17 protein-coding genes are annotated in these 17,778 nt (G+C 60.4%); 11 read left to right on the top strand and 6 right to left on the bottom strand.

Features of this window, described 5'->3' with window-relative positions:
* The first annotated feature begins 2 nt into the window (after positions 1-2).
* The 10 genes from ACMDB8_RS03705 to ACMDB8_RS03660 all read left to right on the top strand — a co-directional run bounded on the left by ACMDB8_RS03705 (position 3) and on the right by ACMDB8_RS03660 (position 7,068).
* On the top strand, positions 3-977 hold the full coding sequence (locus ACMDB8_RS03705; protein ID WP_056728361.1) for a KpsF/GutQ family sugar-phosphate isomerase: 975 nt from the start codon (positions 3-5) through the stop codon (positions 975-977).
* Positions 977-1,501 carry a KdsC family phosphatase gene (locus tag ACMDB8_RS03700; RefSeq protein WP_008046159.1) on the top strand — a complete coding sequence of 175 codons (525 nt, stop codon included), beginning with the start codon at positions 977-979 and terminating at the stop codon, positions 1,499-1,501. Before ACMDB8_RS03705 ends, ACMDB8_RS03700 begins: the two co-directional genes overlap by 1 nt.
* Positions 1,502-1,508: 7 nt before the next feature.
* Entirely contained in the window at positions 1,509-2,081 is a 573-nt protein-coding gene (gene lptC, locus ACMDB8_RS03695) for an LPS export ABC transporter periplasmic protein LptC (protein WP_056728360.1), read from the top strand.
* Entirely contained in the window at positions 2,068-2,616 is a 549-nt protein-coding gene (gene lptA, locus ACMDB8_RS03690) for a lipopolysaccharide transport periplasmic protein LptA (protein ID WP_056728359.1), read from the top strand. The genes lptC and lptA overlap by 14 nt, the downstream gene beginning before the upstream one ends.
* Complete coding sequence (gene lptB, locus ACMDB8_RS03685) at positions 2,616-3,341, top strand: LPS export ABC transporter ATP-binding protein (protein WP_008054366.1); 726 nt, start codon at positions 2,616-2,618, stop codon at positions 3,339-3,341. The genes lptA and lptB overlap by 1 nt, the downstream gene beginning before the upstream one ends.
* Before the next feature lie 225 nt (positions 3,342-3,566).
* Positions 3,567-5,060 (top strand): RNA polymerase factor sigma-54, encoded by a 1,494-nt coding sequence (locus tag ACMDB8_RS03680; protein ID WP_056728357.1) that lies wholly within the window; start codon positions 3,567-3,569, stop codon positions 5,058-5,060.
* A gap of 74 nt (positions 5,061-5,134) precedes the next feature.
* Complete coding sequence (gene hpf, locus ACMDB8_RS03675; protein ID WP_007941242.1) at positions 5,135-5,443, top strand: ribosome hibernation-promoting factor, HPF/YfiA family; 309 nt, start codon at positions 5,135-5,137, stop codon at positions 5,441-5,443.
* 12 nt (positions 5,444-5,455) lie between these two features.
* A complete protein-coding gene (gene ptsN / locus ACMDB8_RS03670) occupies positions 5,456-5,920 on the top strand; it encodes a PTS IIA-like nitrogen regulatory protein PtsN (protein WP_056728355.1) in 465 nt (154 codons plus the stop codon).
* A 2-nt stretch (positions 5,921-5,922) separates the two neighbouring features.
* The gene (gene rapZ, locus ACMDB8_RS03665; protein ID WP_056728354.1) at positions 5,923-6,780 is read left to right on the top strand and encodes an RNase adapter RapZ; all 858 of its coding nucleotides are present in this window, start codon (positions 5,923-5,925) and stop codon (positions 6,778-6,780) included.
* A 15-nt stretch (positions 6,781-6,795) separates the two neighbouring features.
* Entirely contained in the window at positions 6,796-7,068 is a 273-nt protein-coding gene (locus ACMDB8_RS03660) for an HPr family phosphocarrier protein (RefSeq protein WP_007970256.1), read from the top strand.
* 211 nt (positions 7,069-7,279) lie between these two features.
* Here ACMDB8_RS03660 and pmbA read toward each other — a convergent pair whose 3' ends face one another.
* A complete protein-coding gene (gene pmbA, locus ACMDB8_RS03655; RefSeq protein WP_056728352.1) occupies positions 7,280-8,626 on the bottom strand; it encodes a metalloprotease PmbA in 1,347 nt (448 codons plus the stop codon).
* Between the two features lie 108 nt (positions 8,627-8,734).
* Between pmbA and yjgA the strand changes: the two genes are divergently transcribed.
* Complete coding sequence (gene yjgA / locus ACMDB8_RS03650; protein WP_056728351.1) at positions 8,735-9,259, top strand: ribosome biogenesis factor YjgA; 525 nt, start codon at positions 8,735-8,737, stop codon at positions 9,257-9,259.
* 124 nt (positions 9,260-9,383) lie between these two features.
* Here the strand turns inward: yjgA and tldD are convergent, their stop codons facing one another.
* From tldD to ACMDB8_RS03625, 5 genes are all read right to left on the bottom strand, one after another.
* The gene (tldD, locus tag ACMDB8_RS03645) at positions 9,384-10,826 is read right to left on the bottom strand and encodes a metalloprotease TldD (protein WP_056728350.1); all 1,443 of its coding nucleotides are present in this window, start codon (positions 10,824-10,826) and stop codon (positions 9,384-9,386) included.
* Between the two features lie 12 nt (positions 10,827-10,838).
* Entirely contained in the window at positions 10,839-11,693 is an 855-nt protein-coding gene (locus ACMDB8_RS03640) for a carbon-nitrogen hydrolase family protein (RefSeq protein ID WP_056728349.1), read from the bottom strand.
* 69 nt (positions 11,694-11,762) lie between these two features.
* Positions 11,763-15,566, bottom strand: a complete 3,804-nt coding sequence (locus ACMDB8_RS03635; RefSeq protein ID WP_409078298.1) for a YhdP family protein — start codon at positions 15,564-15,566, stop codon at positions 11,763-11,765.
* A 75-nt stretch (positions 15,567-15,641) separates the two neighbouring features.
* Positions 15,642-17,099: a ribonuclease G gene (gene rng, locus ACMDB8_RS03630; RefSeq protein ID WP_056728345.1), complete on the bottom strand. Its 1,458-nt coding sequence runs from the start codon at positions 17,097-17,099 to the stop codon at positions 15,642-15,644.
* A 45-nt stretch (positions 17,100-17,144) separates the two neighbouring features.
* On the bottom strand, positions 17,145-17,753 hold the full coding sequence (locus tag ACMDB8_RS03625) for a Maf family protein (protein WP_223542494.1): 609 nt from the start codon (positions 17,751-17,753) through the stop codon (positions 17,145-17,147).
* Positions 17,754-17,778: the final 25 nt, after the last annotated feature.

Here is a 17,778-nt window from a genome sequence, read left to right as displayed (position 1 = left end):
ACATGAGCCAATCCAGCGACCTGATTCAATCAGCACAACGCACCATCCGCCTCGAGGTAGAGGCCGTGCAAGGCCTGCTGCCCCATATCGACGCGGATTTCGTACGCGCTTGCGAGATGATTCTGGCCAGCAAAGGCCGCGTGGTCGTGGTCGGCATGGGCAAGTCGGGGCACATCGGCAACAAGATTGCCGCGACCCTGGCCAGCACCGGCACCACGGCGTTTTTTGTGCACCCGGCTGAAGCCAGCCACGGTGACATGGGCATGATTACCCGCGACGACATCATTCTGGCGCTCTCGAATTCCGGCTCCACCAATGAAATCGTGACCCTGCTGCCACTGATCAAGCGCCTGGGCATTCAGTTGATCAGCATGACCGGCAACCCTGGCTCGCCGCTGGCCAAGGCCGCCGAGGTGAACCTGAATGTTCACGTCGAACACGAAGCCTGCCCGTTGAACCTGGCACCCACCTCATCAACCACCGCCGCGCTGGTCATGGGCGATGCCCTGGCCGTCGCGCTGCTGGAAGCCCGTGGCTTTACCGCCGAAGACTTCGCCTTTTCCCATCCCGGCGGCGCCCTGGGCCGACGCCTGCTGCTTAAAGTGGAAAATGTCATGCACGCCGGGCAAGAGTTGCCGCAAGTACAGCGCGGCACCCTGCTGAAGGACGCGCTGATGGAAATGACCCGCAAAGGCCTGGGCATGACGGTGATCCTGGAAGCCGATGGAAAGCTGGCCGGGATCTTTACCGACGGTGACTTGCGTCGCACGCTGGACCGTAGCATCGACATCCATAGCGCTACCATCGACCAGGTCATGACTGCACACGGCAAGACTGCCCGCGCCGAGATGCTCGCCGCCGAAGCGCTGAAAATCATGGAAGATCATAAAATCAACGCGCTGGTCGTGGTCGACAGAGACGACCGCCCGGTCGGCGCCTTGAACATGCACGACTTGTTGCGTGCAGGAGTAATGTAATGAGTGCGGACCTGCTGCAACGCGGCAAACAGATCAAGCTGGCGGTGTTCGATGTCGATGGCGTGCTGACCGATGGGCGCCTGTATTTCCTCGAAGACGGCAGCGAGTTCAAGACCTTCAACACCCTCGACGGCCAGGGCATCAAGATGCTGATGGCCGCCGGCGTGCAGACCGCCATCATCAGTGGCCGCAAGACCCCGGTGGTCGAGCGGCGGGCCAAAAACCTCGGTATCCCGCACCTCTATCAGGGTCGCGAAGATAAACTGGTGGTACTCGACGAACTGCTGGCCCAACTCAACCTGAGCTATGAACAGGTGGCCTACCTCGGCGACGACCTGCCGGACCTGCCGGTGATTCGTCGCGTCGGCCTGGGCATGGCGGTGGCCAATGCCGCCGGTTTCGTGCGTGAACACGCTCACGGCATCACCCTCGCCCGCGGTGGCGAAGGTGCCGCTCGCGAATTCTGCGAATTGATCCTGCGCGCCCAGGACCGCCTCGATGCGGCCAATGCGGCGTACCTGTGAGCCCACTATGCTGAGCAAAAAGTTTCGCAACACCCTGATGTTCACTTGCATCGCGGCAATATTCGCCGCGGTTGGCTACTGGAACATCAGCCCGGAACGCTTCCTCGACAAGCCGGTAACGCCGGTCGATGAGAGCGCGATCGACTATTACGCCATCAACGCCCACAGCGTGCAGTACCTGCCCGACGGCAAGCTGCAATATGATCTGGTGTCCGACAAGGTCGAGCACCTGAAGGCGACCGAGGTGACATTGCTGACCAACCCCGACCTGAATGTGTTCCGCGGCACTGAATTCCCGTGGCACGTCCAGAGCCTGCGCGGCGAGGTCAATCCTGATGGCACGCAGGTCGAACTGATCGATGACGTGCGCATCACGCGTTTCGACGAGAAAAACCGTAGAACCCTGATCACCAGCACCCGCATGACCGTGTTCCCGCAGCAGCAATATGCGCAGACCGAGCAAGACGTTAGAATCGACGGCGCTGGCGGTGTATCGACTGGCAAGGGAATGAAAGCGTATTTGAAAGAAAGCAGGATACACCTGCTATCGAACGTAAGAGGACAGTATGAGGCTCGTTAAAACCCTCCCGATTTTGCTCAGTCTGGGCGCAGCACTGGGAAGCGTGAGCGCCTGGGCTCTGCCGGAAGATCAACAGCAGCCTATCCGCATCCAGGCCGACGATGCCCAACTGGACGACAAGCAAGGTATTGCTACCTATAAGGGTGACGTGATCATCACCCAAGGCTCGATGAAGGTGACAGGCAACACCGTTACCATCACCCGCACCCCGACTGGCGACATTGACGTAGTGACCTCGGTGGGCAACCTGGCGTACTTCGAGCAATTGCAAACGGCTGGCGACACCAAGCCCGTGCAGGGCTGGGGCGTGACGATCCAGTACCACGCCGCGCAAAATCGCGTCGTACTGATCGACAAGGCCAAAGTTGTCGACAAGGACAACAACGTCACCCAAGGCGAGAAAATTGTCTACGACACCGACAAGAAGCTCGCCAGCGCCGGTCGCGCTACAGGCAGCAAGGTCACCGAGGCGCGTCCGCGTATCGACATGGTGATCCAGCCGAAGAAGAAAACCGACGAGAAAAAGGCCCAGTAATGGCAACTCTGAAAGCTCAGCATCTGGCCAAGAGCTACAAGAGCCGCCAGGTCGTGCGTGATGTCAGCCTGTCCATCGACAGCGGCCAGATCGTCGGCCTGCTTGGCCCGAACGGCGCCGGCAAGACCACCTGCTTCTACATGATCGTCGGCCTGGTGCAAGCCGACCAGGGCCGCGTCCTGATCGATGACCTGGACGTCAGCCACCAGCCGATGCACGGCCGCGCAAAGGCCGGTATCGGTTACTTGCCGCAGGAAGCATCGATCTTTCGCAAGCTGTCGGTGGCCGACAACATCATGGCCATCCTCGAGACCCGCAAGGAACTCGACAAGGCCGGCCGTCGCAAGGAACTGGAAAGCCTGCTGCAGGAATTCCACATCAGCCACATCCGCGACAACCTGGGCATGAGCCTGTCCGGCGGCGAGCGTCGTCGCGTGGAAATCGCCCGCGCCCTGGCCACCAACCCGAAATTCATCCTCCTCGACGAACCCTTCGCCGGCGTGGACCCGATTTCGGTCGGCGACATCAAGCAGATCATTCACCACCTCAAGGCCAAGGGCATTGGCGTGCTGATCACGGACCACAACGTTCGTGAAACCCTGGATATCTGTGAAACCGCCTACATCGTCAATGACGGCCAACTGATCGCCGAGGGCGACGCAGAGACCATCCTGGCCAACGACCTGGTCAAGGAAGTGTATCTGGGCCATGAGTTCCGCCTGTAAGCACTGAGTCGTGCCCAGGCCATCGCCCGGGCACTCACCGTGCCGACAAGCGTGGTCAGCCCTCAACAAGGGCAGCGCAGCAACACCGCTTTATAGTTTTTTATTGTTACAGCGCTCTAGGCAAACCCTTTAGTTTCAGGCATATAATTTGCTTAAGTTTGGCGCCCCGGCGCCCTGTAGTGGATGGCGCATGTGCGCCGGCGAATAAGGTGTTAAGCCCCTGCCATGAAACCATCGCTAGTCTTGAGAATGGGCCAGCAGCTGACGATGACACCGCAGCTGCAACAGGCCATCCGCCTGCTCCAATTGTCGACCCTGGACCTGCAACAGGAAATCCAGGAGGCCCTGGAGTCAAATCCGATGCTCGAACGCCAGGAAGAAGGCGACGACTTCGACAATTCCGATCCCTTGGCCGACAACGCCGAACAAAAGCCCAACACTGACATCCAGGAACCTTCCTATCAGGAAAGCGCCCCGACGGTTGATAACCTCGATGAGGGTGACTGGAACGAGCGTATCCCCAACGAACTCCCCGTCGACACCGCGTGGGAAGACGTTTACCAGACCAGCGCCAGCAGCCTGCCCAGCAATGATGATGACGAGTGGGACTTCACCACCCGCACCTCGGCCGGCGAAAGCCTGCAGAGCCACTTGCTGTGGCAACTGAACCTGGCCCCGATGTCCGACACCGATCGCCTGATCGCCGTGACCCTGATCGACTGCATCAACAATCAGGGCTACCTGGACGAAACCCTCGAGGAAATCCTCGAAGCCTTCGACCCGGAACTGGACATCGAACTGGACGAGATCGAAGCCGTCCTGCACCGCATCCAGCAATTCGAGCCAGCCGGCATCGGCGCCCGCAACCTCGGTGAATGCCTGCTGCTGCAATTGCGCCAGCTGCCTGCCAAGACCCCTTGGCTGGCCGAAGCCAAGCGCCTGGTCAGCGATTACATCGACCTGCTTGGCAGCCGTGACTACAGCCAGTTGATGCGCCGCATGAAGCTCAAGGAAGACGAACTGCGCCAGGTCATCGAGCTGGTCCAGAGCCTAAACCCGCGCCCGGGCTCGCAGATCGAGTCCACCGAAGCCGAGTACGTCGTTCCTGACGTCATCGTGCGCAAGGACAACGAGCGCTGGCTGGTGGAACTCAATCAGGAGTCGGTGCCACGGCTGCGGGTCAATGCCCAGTACGCCGGTTTCGTGCGCCGCGCCGACACCAGCGCCGACAATACCTTCATGCGCAATCAGCTGCAGGAAGCCCGCTGGTTCATCAAGAGCCTGCAGAGCCGCAATGAAACCCTGATGAAGGTTGCCACCCAGATCGTCGAGCATCAGCGCGGCTTCCTGGAGTACGGCGACGAAGCCATGAAGCCGCTGGTCCTGCATGACATCGCCGAAGCGGTCGGCATGCATGAATCGACGATTTCACGGGTGACCACCCAGAAATTCATGCACACCCCCCGGGGCATTTATGAACTGAAGTACTTTTTTTCCAGTCACGTAAGCACCTCCGAAGGCGGCGAATGCTCGTCCACGGCGATCCGGGCGATCATCAAAAAACTGGTTGCAGCGGAAAATCAGAAAAAGCCGTTGAGTGACAGCAAGATCGCTGGTTTACTGGAGGCACAAGGCATTCAGGTGGCTCGCCGCACCGTCGCCAAGTACCGCGAATCCCTCGGGATCGCGCCTTCGAGCGAACGCAAGCGGTTGATGTAGGGCCACGCCACAGCGTTCCAGTGGTAGATCATCTGGTCTACCGCTTTATGCACTGGCAACGAAGGAGAAGCTGTATGCAAGTCAACATCAGTGGACACCAACTGGAAGTGACCGAACCTCTTCGCACCTACATCGGCGAAAAACTCGAACGATTGGAGCGACATTTCGACAAGATCACTAATGTGCAGGTCACGATGACCGTCGAAAAACTGAAGCAGAAAATCGAAGCCACGCTGCATATTCCCGGGAATGAAGTGGTCGCCAACGCGGAGCATACCGATATGTACGCCGCGATCGACGCACTCACCGACAAGCTGGATAAACAACTCAAAAAGCATAAGGAAAAGACCCAGAGCCTCCTACAGGGCGCAACCGGTCGTTAACACTCCCTACCCATGATCCGACTTGAAAGTATCCTGACCCCCGGCCGTTCCCTGGTGAACGTGCCGGGAGGCAGTAAAAAGAAAGCCCTCGAACAAATTGCCAATCTGATCGCCCGCGAAGTGCCGGCCCTGGAGATGCAAGATGTCTTCGAGGCACTGATTGCTCGTGAAAAACTCGGTTCCACCGGGTTTGGTAACGGCATCGCCATTCCACATTGCCGTCTCAAGGGCTGTGTTTCGCCCATCAGTGCATTGATGCACCTGGACGCCCCTATCGATTTCGACGCCATCGATGGTGCGCCGGTTGACCTGCTGTTCGTGCTGCTGGTCCCGGAAGCCGCCACCGATGCGCACCTTGAGCTGCTGCGACAGATCGCCAGCATGCTCGACCGCAAGGACGTGCGTGAAAAGCTGCGTAGTGCTGCAAGTAACGAAGCCCTGTATCAGGTTGTCCTGAACGAGCAAAACGGTCAGTAATCATGCGCTTGATCATCGTCAGTGGCCGTTCCGGCTCAGGTAAAAGTACCGCCCTCAACGTACTTGAGGATAACGGCTACTACTGCATCGACAACCTGCCCGCCGGCCTGCTGCCGGAGCTGGCCGAGCGCGCCCTGGTTCATACCGAGATGTTGCAGCCGCTGGTCGCCGTTTCCATTGACGCGCGCAACCTGCCAAGCCACCTGTCACGCTTTCCCGACCTGCTCGAGGAAGTCCGTGCCCGCCACATCCAGTGCGATGTGCTGTATCTGGACGCCGACGAAGAAACCCTGCTCAAGCGCTTCTCGGAAACCCGCCGACGCCACCCCCTGAGCAACGCCAACCGTTCGCTGGCCGAAGCCATCAACGTTGAGAGCGCCCTGCTCGGGCCGATTGCCGACCTTGCCGATCTCAAGATCAACACCACCAGCCTGAACCTGTACCAGCTGCGCGACGCCATCAAACTGCGCCTGTTGAATCAGCCCGAGCCGGGAACTGCCTTCCTGGTCGAGTCCTTCGGCTTCAAGCGCGGCATGCCGGTGGACGCCGACCTGGTTTTCGATGTGCGCTGCCTGCCAAACCCTTACTGGAAACCGGAATTGCGCGAGCAGTCCGGGCTCGATCAACCGGTTGCCGAATACCTGGCGGCACAGCCGGATGTCGAAGAGATGTTTCAGGACATTTCCACATACCTGCTAAAGTGGCTGCCTCGTTTTGCCGCCAGCAACCGCGCCTACGTCACCATTGCCATTGGCTGCACTGGCGGACATCACCGTTCCGTCTACCTGACCGAGCGTCTGGGGCAGACGCTGCAACAATCCCTGAAGAACGTCCAGGTCCGCCACCGCGACCTCAGCTAAAGGATTCACATCGCGATGCCTGCTCTGGAAATCGAAATCATCAATAAATTGGGCCTGCACGCTCGCGCTTCTGCAAAATTCGTTGGGGTAGCGGGTCAGTTCCCGTGCCAGATCCGGGCCGGTCGGACACCAGAGTCCATGGTCGATGGCAAAAGCATCATGGCGATGATGATGCTGGCTGCCGGCAAAGGCACCACGATCCACTTGAGCACCGAAGGCGAGCAGGAACAGGAAGCGCTGGATGCGCTGGTGGCGTTGATCAACAACTTCTTCGACGAAGGCGAATAAAAGCTACAGAAAAGAAGATAGGCCCAGCCGTTGCAGGAGCGAGCCTGCTCCGGGCGGCGTTCCGACGATGGCATCACCACTTTCAACTTCAATGTCGCCTGACACTCCGCTTCGCGAGCAAGCTCGCTCCTGCAAGGGGTTTGCCGTGTAGTAATAAAAAAGGCGCGCCACCCAATGGGTGACGCGCCTTTTTTTGTACAGCGGCCGAGGCTTAGCTACCCGCCACCGTCATCCGCTCGATCAGCACCGAACCTGTGCGAATGTTGCTGCGCAATTCAAGATCGTTACCCACGGCCACGATCTGCTTGAACATGTCGCGCATGTTGCCGGCGATGGTCACTTCCTGCACCGCGAACTGGATTTCACCGTTCTCGACCCAGTAACCCGCTGCACCACGGGAGTAATCGCCGGTCACCATGTTGAGGCCCTGCCCCATCAATTCAGTCACCAGCAAGCCACGTCCCATGCGCCGCAGCAAGGCGGCCTGGTCTTCGTCGCCATGGGTGACGAACAGGTTGTGCACGCCGCCGGCGTTAGCCGTGCTCGGCATGCCGAGCTTGCGGCCGGAATAGGTGCCGAGGATATACGACACCAACTCGCCTTTTTCGACGAACGGTTTGGCGTAGGTTGCCAAACCATCACCGTCGAACGCTGCGCTGCCCATGGCACGCATCAGATGCGGACGCTCGTCGATGGTCAGCCACTCCGGAAACAGCTTCTGCCCGAGAGTGCCCTCAAGGAACGAAGACTTGCGATACAGGCTGCCGCCGGAAATCGCCGACAGGAAACTGCCGAACAGCCCTCCGGCCAACTCTGCGGAAAACAGCACCGGCACCTCGCAAGTCGGCACCGGACGCGCGCCCAGACGGCTCGCCGCCCTTTGCGCTGCGCGCTGACCGATGCTCACCGGGTCGGCGAGCAGATTGCCTTGGCGGTTCACGTCGTACCAGTAATCACGCTGCATCTGGCCATCGGCCTCGGCGATCATCACGCAGCTCAGGCTGTGGCGAGTCGATGCGTAACCGCCGATAAACCCGTGGCTATTGCCATAAACGCGGCAGCCCTGATGGGTACTGAGGGTGGTGCCGTCGGCGTTCTTGATCCGGCTGTCGGCGGCAAACGCCGCGGCTTCGCAGGCCAGGGCCTGTTCGATGGCTTGTTCCGGCGTAATGTCCCATTGGTGGAACAGGTCGAAATCCTGAATATCCCGCGCCATCAGCGCGGCATCCGCAAGACCCGAGGCTTCGTCTTCCGAGGTGTGCTTGGCGATGGCCAGTGCAGCGGCGACGGTTTCGCGAATCGCATCAGGGCCGCTGGCCGAAGTGCTGGCCGAGCCTTTGCGCTGACCGACGTACAAGGTGATGCCAAAACCCTGGTCGCGGTTGAATTCAACGGTTTCGACTTCACGCTGGCGCACCGTGGTCGACAAACCCTGCTCCAGTGACACCGCCACTTCACAGGCACTGGCGCCCTGGCGTTTGGCTTCAGCGATGATCTGCTCGACTTGTTCCTGCAGTGCCGGCAACGCTTGTGGGCCGACGCTTTCAACTGCACTCATGCTGTTCTCCACTCAAATTCTGCTTTCGGTAACGGTCATCGAGCGACCGGGCCGGACAAGCGGCCCCCGACTGGTTATCATGGCGGCGTTTCTTTGCGGACGGCCACCATGGTTGATTCTTACGACGACTCCCTCGATACGGGAGAAAAAAGCAAATCCCAGGTAAAACGCGAGCTGCATGCTCTGGTTGACCTTGGCGAGCGCCTTACAACACTCAAGCCTGACTTGCTGGCAAAACTGCCCTTGACCGACGGAATGCGTCGGGCTCTGGCCGATGCGCCCAAGCACACCGCGAATATCGCGCGTAAACGGCACCTTCAGTTCATCGGTAAACTGATGCGCGATCAGGACACTGCCGCCATTCTGGTTCTGCTCGATCAACTCGATGCCTCCACCCGTCAATACAACGAACGCTTCCATAACCTGGAGCGCTGGCGTGATCGTCTGATTGCCGGCGACGATGCCGTTCTGGAAAAGTTCGTCGTCGATTACCCGGACGCGGACCGCCAGCAATTGCGTTCCCTGATCCGTCAGGCCCAGCATGAGGTTGCGCAAAACAAGCCTCCTGCTTCCAGCCGTAAAATCTTCAAGTACATCCGTGAGCTGGACGAGACTCAACGCGGTCTGCGCTGAGTAACGCCCTTCCCGTCCTGTAGGAGCTGCCGAAGGCTGCGATCTTTTGATCTTTCGCTCAGAACTCAATTGTCTGGGTAAAGATCGCAGCCTACGGCAGCTCCTACAGGGGATATCCCCGTCGTTATGCGCCCGTGCCACCCACGGTGATCGCATCAATCTTCAGCGTTGGCTGGCCGACACCCACCGGCACCGACTGCCCATCCTTGCCACACGTGCCCACGCCGCTGTCCAGCGACAGATCATTACCAACCATCGATACCTTGCTCATGGCTTCCGGCCCGTTGCCGATCAGGGTCGCGCCCTTGACCGGAGCGGTGATCTTGCCGTCCTCGATCAGGTACGCCTCACTGGTGGAGAACACGAACTTGCCGCTGGTGATGTCCACCTGACCGCCACCCAGGTTGGCGCAGTAGATGCCACGCTTCACCGAGGCGATGATTTCCGCCGGGTCGCTTTCGCCAGCGAGCATGTAGGTGTTGGTCATGCGCGGCATCGGCAAGTGCGCGTAGGATTCGCGACGACCGTTACCGGTGCGTGCCACGCCCATCAGGCGGGCGTTGAGCTTGTCCTGCATGTAGCCCTTGAGGACGCCGTTTTCGATCAGCGTGGTGCACTCGGTCGGCGTGCCTTCGTCGTCGACGCTCAACGAGCCACGGCGACCGGCCAGGGTGCCATCATCGACAATGGTGCACAGCTTCGACGCAACCATCTCGCCCATGCGCCCGCTATAAGCCGAACTGCCCTTGCGGTTGAAATCACCTTCCAGGCCATGACCGACGGCTTCGTGCAGCAGTACGCCCGACCAGCCTGAACCGAGCACCACCGGCAAGGTACCGGCCGGGGCCGGAATGGCTTCCAGGTTGACCAGCGCCTGGCGCAACGCTTCACGGGCATAGCCCATGGCGCGGTCTTCGCCGAGGAAATAACGGTAATCGGTGCGACCGCCACCGCCATGACCGCCGCGCTCGCGACGGCCGTTCTGCTCGACGATCACGCTGACATTGAAACGCACCAGCGGGCGCACATCCGCCGCCAGACCGCCGTCAGTGGAAGCCACCAGAATCCGTTCCCACACACCGGCCATACTCACGGTGACTTGCTGGATGCGAGGGTCGAGGGCGCGGGTCGCGGCATCGATTCGCTTGAGCAAATCGACTTTCTCGGCACGGGTCAGCACTTCCAGGGGATTGTCCGGCGCATACAACTGCGCGACATCCTGGCTGGTGAATGCCTGTACGGTGCCGTGCTGCCCGGCCCGGGAAATCGAACGGGCGGCCCGCGCCGCCGCGCCAAGGGCTTCCAGGGTGATGGCATTGCTGTAGGCAAAACCGGTTTTTTCACCCGATTGCGCGCGCACGCCCACACCTTGGTCGAGGTTGAAGCTGCCTTCCTTGACGATACCGTCTTCCAGCGCCCAGGACTCGGAGATCTGCCCCTGGAAATACAGGTCGGCCGCATCGATGCCCGGCCCGGCCAGGTCGCCGAGCACGCCTTGCAGGCTCTCGATCGTGACGCCACCGGGCGCCAGCAGGTGTTCACTGACTGAGGACAACAACTCGCTCATATGCTTTACGCCTTAAATTCGTCGTTCTGATGCAGGTCGCTGGGCGCCCTGCGAGAAAAAGCGCCGGTGACTGGACACCGGCATCCGCGCCCGGATGGACGCCTGTTCGCTGCTGTCGCGTTCGGCCAGCAGCACGGCCTCGCCTTGATCCTGTTGTGCCAGCACACGCCCCCACGGGTCGATGATGGCGGCATGGCCAAAGGTTTCCCGCGGCCCCGGATGCGTCCCACCCTGGGCGGCCGCGAGCACATAACATTGTGTCTCGATGGCCCGTGCGCGAATCAGCACATCCCAATGCGCCGCGCCGGTCACCGCCGTGAAGGCCGAAGGGGCGGTAATCAGTTCCGCGCCGGCCGCGCGCAATTCGCTGTACAACTCAGGGAAGCGCAAGTCGTAACAGACCGTCAGGCCAACCCGTCCAACCGGTGTGTCCGCCACCACGACCCCACTGCCATAAGCATAGTCATCGGATTCCCGATAACGGCCGCGATTGTCGGCCACGTCGACGTCGAACAGGTGCAGCTTGTCGTAGCGCGCCACCGTTTCACCCTGGTCATCGACCAGCAACGAACAGGCATGCACCTTGGCCGTCGGCTGATCGACCGGCGGCAACGGCAACGTGCCGGCTACAATCCATAACTTGAGGTCACGTGCGGTCTGTTTCAACCAGGGCAGGATCGGGCCTTCACCCAGTGCTTCGGCGCGCCCGATGTCGGCTATGTCACGCCGGCCCATGGCGGCGAAGTTTTCCGGCAATACCGCCAGTTTCGCGCCACCGTCGGCCGCTTGCTCGAGCAGCCGACGGGCCTGGGCCAGATTGGCCAGCACATCGCTCTGGCTGACCATTTGAATCACCGCTACGGACATGGCGCACTCCTGGAATCGTATGCGGCCATGCTACTCCATAGGCTTGCCGAGCGCCTTTTCAAAAGGATCTCAAAAAGCCTTGTCGAAGGTAATCTTCGGTTCTTTCCACGGCCCTTTGACGGTGTACTTCACACTGGCGAAACGGGAGACCCGGTCACCGATCAGCTTGTCAATCAGGAACAGCGCCCCGCCGACCGCGGGTGCGCCGACGATTAAAGCGGCAATCGGCAGGTTATTGGTCACCGGCAAGGTCACCATCAGTTTCGCATCGATCTGATCGGCCACCATGTTCAGCGTGCCGTCGAGTTCAATGGTGCTCGACGGGCCCGTCAACTGGATCGGCTTGCGGGTGACATACACACCATCGGTCCCGACCAGCAGCCCCTTGACCCGGTCATAACTCAGGCCTTTGCCGAACAGGTCGGAGAAGTCCAGGCGCAGGCGCCGGCCGATGGAGTTGAAGTTGAGCAAGCCAAATACCCGCAGCGCCTGGGCACTGCCTTCAACCTCGACGAACTGCCCCTCATTGAGCGTCGCATCGAGCGTGCCGGAAAAACGCTTGGTCGCCACCCAGGCCGGTGAGCCGGGCCAGCGGCCATCAACGTCCATATAGAAGTCCTGGCTGGTGACGCTCGGCGCAAACCCCCAGCCCTTGAGCACGTCTGCAAGGTTCTTGCCGCTGATGCGGCCCTTGTACCAACTGTTGCTGGCACCCGGCACGCCTTCCCAGCCGCCGCTGCCCACCAACAGAATGCCCTTGAGGCCCAGGTCCAGGGAGTTGAACACGATCCCCTTGGGCGTTGGACGAATCTTCAGCGACCAGCCCCCCACCAGATCCTGGCCCTGGAATAGCTGATTGATGGTGATGTCCATCGCGGGGATTTTCGTCGGGTCCACCGACGCCAGCGGATCCGGTGAGTTTTCATCGGCCAGCACGGTCGGGTCCGGCGCGGGCAGGCGCACGGTTTGAAGATTGATCGCGATTGGCGTGGCCTTCGAATCGGGAAGGTTGGCACTGCCCTTGATCTGCTGGCTGTCCAGTTGCAGCGCCCAGGCAGAAGGCTTGCGCACCAGCTGGATCGAGGCCTGATCGAGGGTAGTGCCGATACCGCTGAGCTTGTCGACCTTGAAATCCGCGCCACTGAGCAATTGCCTGGCGCTGCCTCCGGGGTCTTGTCCGGCGTACCTGTCCACCAGATCCTTCCACGGGCCAACGTCCAGCTCCGACAGCACGCCCCGTATCCGCAGGCCTTTGGTGCCAGGCAACACGGCTTCGCCGCCACCGAGGGACAATTCCCCGCGACCATCGGCGAAATTGCTGGCTGGGGCCGCGAACGTGAAACTCGCCAGATCCCCGTAGTTGACCCAATAGCGTCGCTCGTCGCCCTGCAACGTCATGCGGAACGTCGTGTCGCGCCCGGTCTCGGAAGTCATGCCGAACGGTGCAGGCAAATCGACGGCCACGCCCTTGAGGCTGGAATTGACCATCAACTGGCTGTCGGCGCCGTCCAGGGTCAGTTGCAGTTGATACGGGATCACGCCGCTCACCGGCAGAGGCTGGGTCACCTTCAGCCAGTCGGTCAGTCTCCTGACCTCGACCTGCCCTGTCGCGGACACCCGGGTTTTGAGCCTGCCCGGGCTGCCATCGGCATAAATCCGTGCGGTGACGGGCTTGTCGAACGCCCGGGCATTGATGTTGTGCCCGCTCAGGCCTTCGTCGCTGTCGAAACGGAAATCACCTTTGAGCTGGCTCAGTTCCAGCGCAGGTTCGGCCAGTTTCAAGCGTGCCCTGGCGGTCTTGAAGTCGACGAGGATCTTCGGTTCCTCGCCTTTTGCCAAGGGAATATCCAGCTTCAACTTGCCTTGCAGGTCACCCTCGCCTCCCCAGCCGGCAAAGGTCGGCCCGGTGCCGATCGGCGCTTCCTGGAGGATTTTCAGGCCATCGCCCAAACCGCCGGCAAATCCGCCATCGAGGAACAAATGAACGTTCTGCCCGGTCGGCACATGGGGAATGTTGACGTAGATATCGTTGACCTGCGTATCGAGCAACTGGCCCGTGCTGGCCAGAATCCGCACGCCGCTGTCTTCGACAAACACATCGCCGCTGACCTTGCTGACATGGGGCCAGCCCGGCTGGAAGGCCAGTTCGGCATCGTGAACCTTGAAGAACAGGCTGATGCTGCGATCAACGTCCGCGGCACCGTGGCTGAGCGAGCCTTGATACTGGAAGAAGCCCTGATCCACCGCGCCCTTGAGAATCGCAGTGCGCAGCCATTCGTCCAGCGCCGGGCTGAGGACGGTCGGCAAGTACTTGGCGGTGTAGCGACCGTCGCCGTCCACCATGCCGACCCGCAGGTCCATGTAGTCTTCCCGGGTGTGATCGAAATGCAGGCGAATCAGGAAGTCGCCGGCGATCTTGCCTTCCTCGCCCAGCACTTTCAGATACGGCGCGATCAGGGTGAAACTTTCTTTATCGAGCTTCCAGGTCAACCGCGCATTGGCCTGAATGTACTGCCATGGCTTGGCGAATATCGGGTCCAGGTGCAGCATGAAATCCTTGCTATCCATGCGCAGTTCACCTTGCCCCAGGTCACCGCTGATGCTGCCGCTGACATTTCGTGCCGCCGGCGCACCGTGATAGGCGTCGAAGCCTACCTGGTCGAGGTTGGCGGCAAACCCGAACTTGCTGTCGTCGGTGGCATTGGGGCGGAAGTCGACCAGCACGTTACGCAGGCCACCCGTGACTTTTAACCGCTCGACGAGCGTGGCGAAATCTTTCGGGAACGGCGCCAGGGCGTTAAGCAGCGGGGTCAGCGGAGTGAGATCAACCCGGTCGGCTTGCAGGTGCCAGAGTTCTTCGGTTTTATTAGTGGCGGCGTTTTGCGTGAGCTGCAGATGCGTTTCCCAGCGGGTCTCCCCGAAGTTCATCGCCAGGGAGTCCAGAGTCACCGACGCGCCTTTGGCACTGCGCTGGAAGTAACCATTGAGCGCCAGGTTATTGATCTGGATCGGCTTGCGCTCGGCATAGGCGCCCTTGAGTTGTGGCGCGTTCAAGCGCACCGCAGCGCTTTGCAAGGTGCCTTTGCCCCAGGTCACCCACAGCTCGCCGCCGGCCTTGATCTCGGAAAAATTCCACTGCTGGGTCAGACGTTCAGGCAACCACTTCGACCAGTCGCTTTGCGGCAGGCTCAGGTAGACCTCGGCTTCACCGTCCTTCCATTGACTGGCTCGAATACGGGTACGCAGGCTCATGGCCACCGGTTGCCCGTCAGGCAGGGTCAGCCGTGCGTCGAGCCGCTGCCGTGACGCCCCGACCTTCAGATTCAGGCCGACGTAAGTCAGGGTCAGCGGCGATTCGCCAAACGGCTGCAAGGTTACCTGGCTGTCGAGCACCGACAGTTGCTGGATCATCTGCATGCGATTGAGCAGTTGCTCCGGATCGGCGGGCTGGTCCTGCTTCACCGGCAGACCTTCCAGCGCCCATTGACCGTCTTCGGCTTGCTTGAGGTTGATCTTCAGACCGCTGAATTCCAGATGAGCGATGCGTACCTGACGGGCCAACAGGCTGGCCCAAAGGTCCGGTACCGCGCGCACCTGATCCAGGCGCAAGGCATTGGCGCCCTCGCCGACTGTCACGTCGCGGGCCATCAATATGGGGGCGAATCCACTCCAGTTGCCTTCGAGTTCGCCGATTTGCAACGGCATGCCCAAGGCATCGCTGGCTTTGGTCTCGATGTCGGCACGGTACTCGGCGACTAACGGCGTCAGCTCCCGGCCAAGGCTGACGTAGAGCGCCATCAACACCAAAACCAACGCGCACAGGCCCAGCCCCCAGCGGGTCAGAACAGCCAAAATGCGTGTCAGACGATCCATGTCAGGTGGCTCCCATGGCAAAAGTTTTGCAAAAAGCTGAGGCCAGCCCTTCTCGAACAATCAAGACGAAACGCTTCAGAGCAGCACCACGTCGTATTGTTCCTGGGAATACATGGTTTCGACCTGAAAGCGGATGGTGCGCCCAATAAATCCTTCGAGCTCGGCGACGTTACCCGACTCTTCGTCGAGCAGGCGGTCCACCACTTTCTGGTTTGCCAATACACGATAGCCTTCCGCCTGATAGGCGCGAGCCTCACGCAGGATTTCGCGGAAGATTTCGTAGCAAACGGTTTCCGGGGTCTTGAGCTTGCCCCGCCCCTGACAGGCATTGCACGGTTCGCATAGCACTTGCTCAAGGCTTTCGCGGGTGCGCTTGCGGGTCATCTGCACCAGGCCCAACTCGGTGATACCGATGATGTTGGTCTTGGCGTGATCGCGCTCCAGTTGCTTTTCGAGTGTGCGCAACACCTGGCGCTGGTGCTCTTCATCTTCCATGTCGATGAAGTCGATGATGATGATTCCGCCCAGGTTACGCAGACGCAATTGACGGGCGATGGCCGTCGCGGCTTCGAGGTTGGTCTTGAAGATGGTCTCTTCGAGATTGCGATGGCCGACAAATGCCCCTGTGTTGACGTCGATGGTACTCATGGCTTCCGCCGGATCGACCACCAGATAACCGCCGGACTTGAGCGGGACCTTGCGCTCGAGCGCCTTCTGGATTTCGTCTTCGACGCCATACAGGTCGAAAATCGGCCGCTCACCCGGGTAATGCTCCAGGCGGTCAGCAATCTCGGGCATCAGTTCGGCGACGAATTGCGTGGTTTTCTGGAAGGTTTCCCGGGAGTCGATGCGGATCTTCTCGATTTTCGGGCTCACCAGGTCACGCAGAGTGCGCAGCGCCAGACCGAGGTCTTCGTAGATCACGCTAGGCGCACTGATCGTTTTGATCTGGGCGTTGATCTGATCCCAGAGACGGCGCAGATAACGGATGTCCATGAGGATTTCATCGGCGCCGGCACCTTCGGCTGCCGTGCGCAGGATGAAACCGCCGGCCTCCTTGATCCCTTCCTTGGCCACGCAGTCGGTGACCACCTGCTTGAGGCGGTCGCGCTCGGCTTCGTCTTCGATCTTCAGGGAAATGCCAACGTGAGCGGTGCGCGGCATGTACACCAGGTAACGCGAAGGAATCGAGAGCTGGGTGGTCAGGCGTGCGCCCTTGGAACCGATCGGATCCTTGGTCACTTGCACCACCAGGCTCTGGCCTTCGTGCACCAGAGCACTGATGCTTTCGACCGCAGGGCCTTCGCGCAGGGAAATTTCCGACGCATGAATGAACGCGGCACGGTCCAGGCCGATATCGACGAATGCCGCCTGCATTCCCGGCAATACCCGCACGACTTTGCCTTTATAGATGTTGCCGACGATCCCGCGCTTTTGCGTACGCTCGACGTGGACCTCTTGCAGGACACCGTTTTCGACCACCGCCACGCGCGATTCCATCGGCGTGATGTTGATCAGAATCTCTTCACTCATGGCAGGGTCTCGTTCAGGCATGTTCACGATAATGGCCGCATCTGTTCAAAACGTTGCTTGGTGTGCGTTCCGGGGTTGCCAACAGGGTATGCCGAAATGGCCGAGCAGTTCCGCGGTTTCGCAAAGCGGCAGTCCGACCACCGCTGAATAACTTCCATCGAGCCCGGCGACAAACACCGCACCCAGTCCTTGAATGCCATAACCGCCCGCCTTGTCCTGTGGTTCGCCGCTGGCCCAGTAGGCCACGGCTTCTTCACGACTGATATCCCGAAAACGCACGCGGCTGGTGACAACCCGGGATTCGCAACGTTCGCCATCGAGCACGGCAATCGCGGTCAGCACTTCATGCTCACACCCTGACAGCATCATCAGCATGGCGCACGCATCCGCCTGATCAACCGGTTTGCCGAGAATTTTTCCATCGAGCACCACGGCGGTATCGGCACCGAGCACACAGAACGGTTCGTCAGACACGACGCTGCCGCGCCCGGCCTCGGCCTTGCCGCGCGCCAGTCGCTCGACATAGGCCGACGGGGATTCTTGAGCTAAAGGAGTTTCATCGATATCCGCACTGACGGCGCAGAACGGAACGCCGATCTGCGTGAGCAGTTCACGTCGACGCGGCGAACCAGAGGCGAGGTACAACCGTTTCATCAAGACCTCTCCCTGTCCAATGCCT

Origin of the sequence: Pseudomonas monachiensis, from assembly GCF_047345015.1 — a bacterium.
GTDB classification, from domain to species: domain Bacteria; phylum Pseudomonadota; class Gammaproteobacteria; order Pseudomonadales; family Pseudomonadaceae; genus Aquipseudomonas; species Aquipseudomonas monachiensis.
This window is presented reverse-complemented; position numbering and strand designations above follow the sequence as displayed.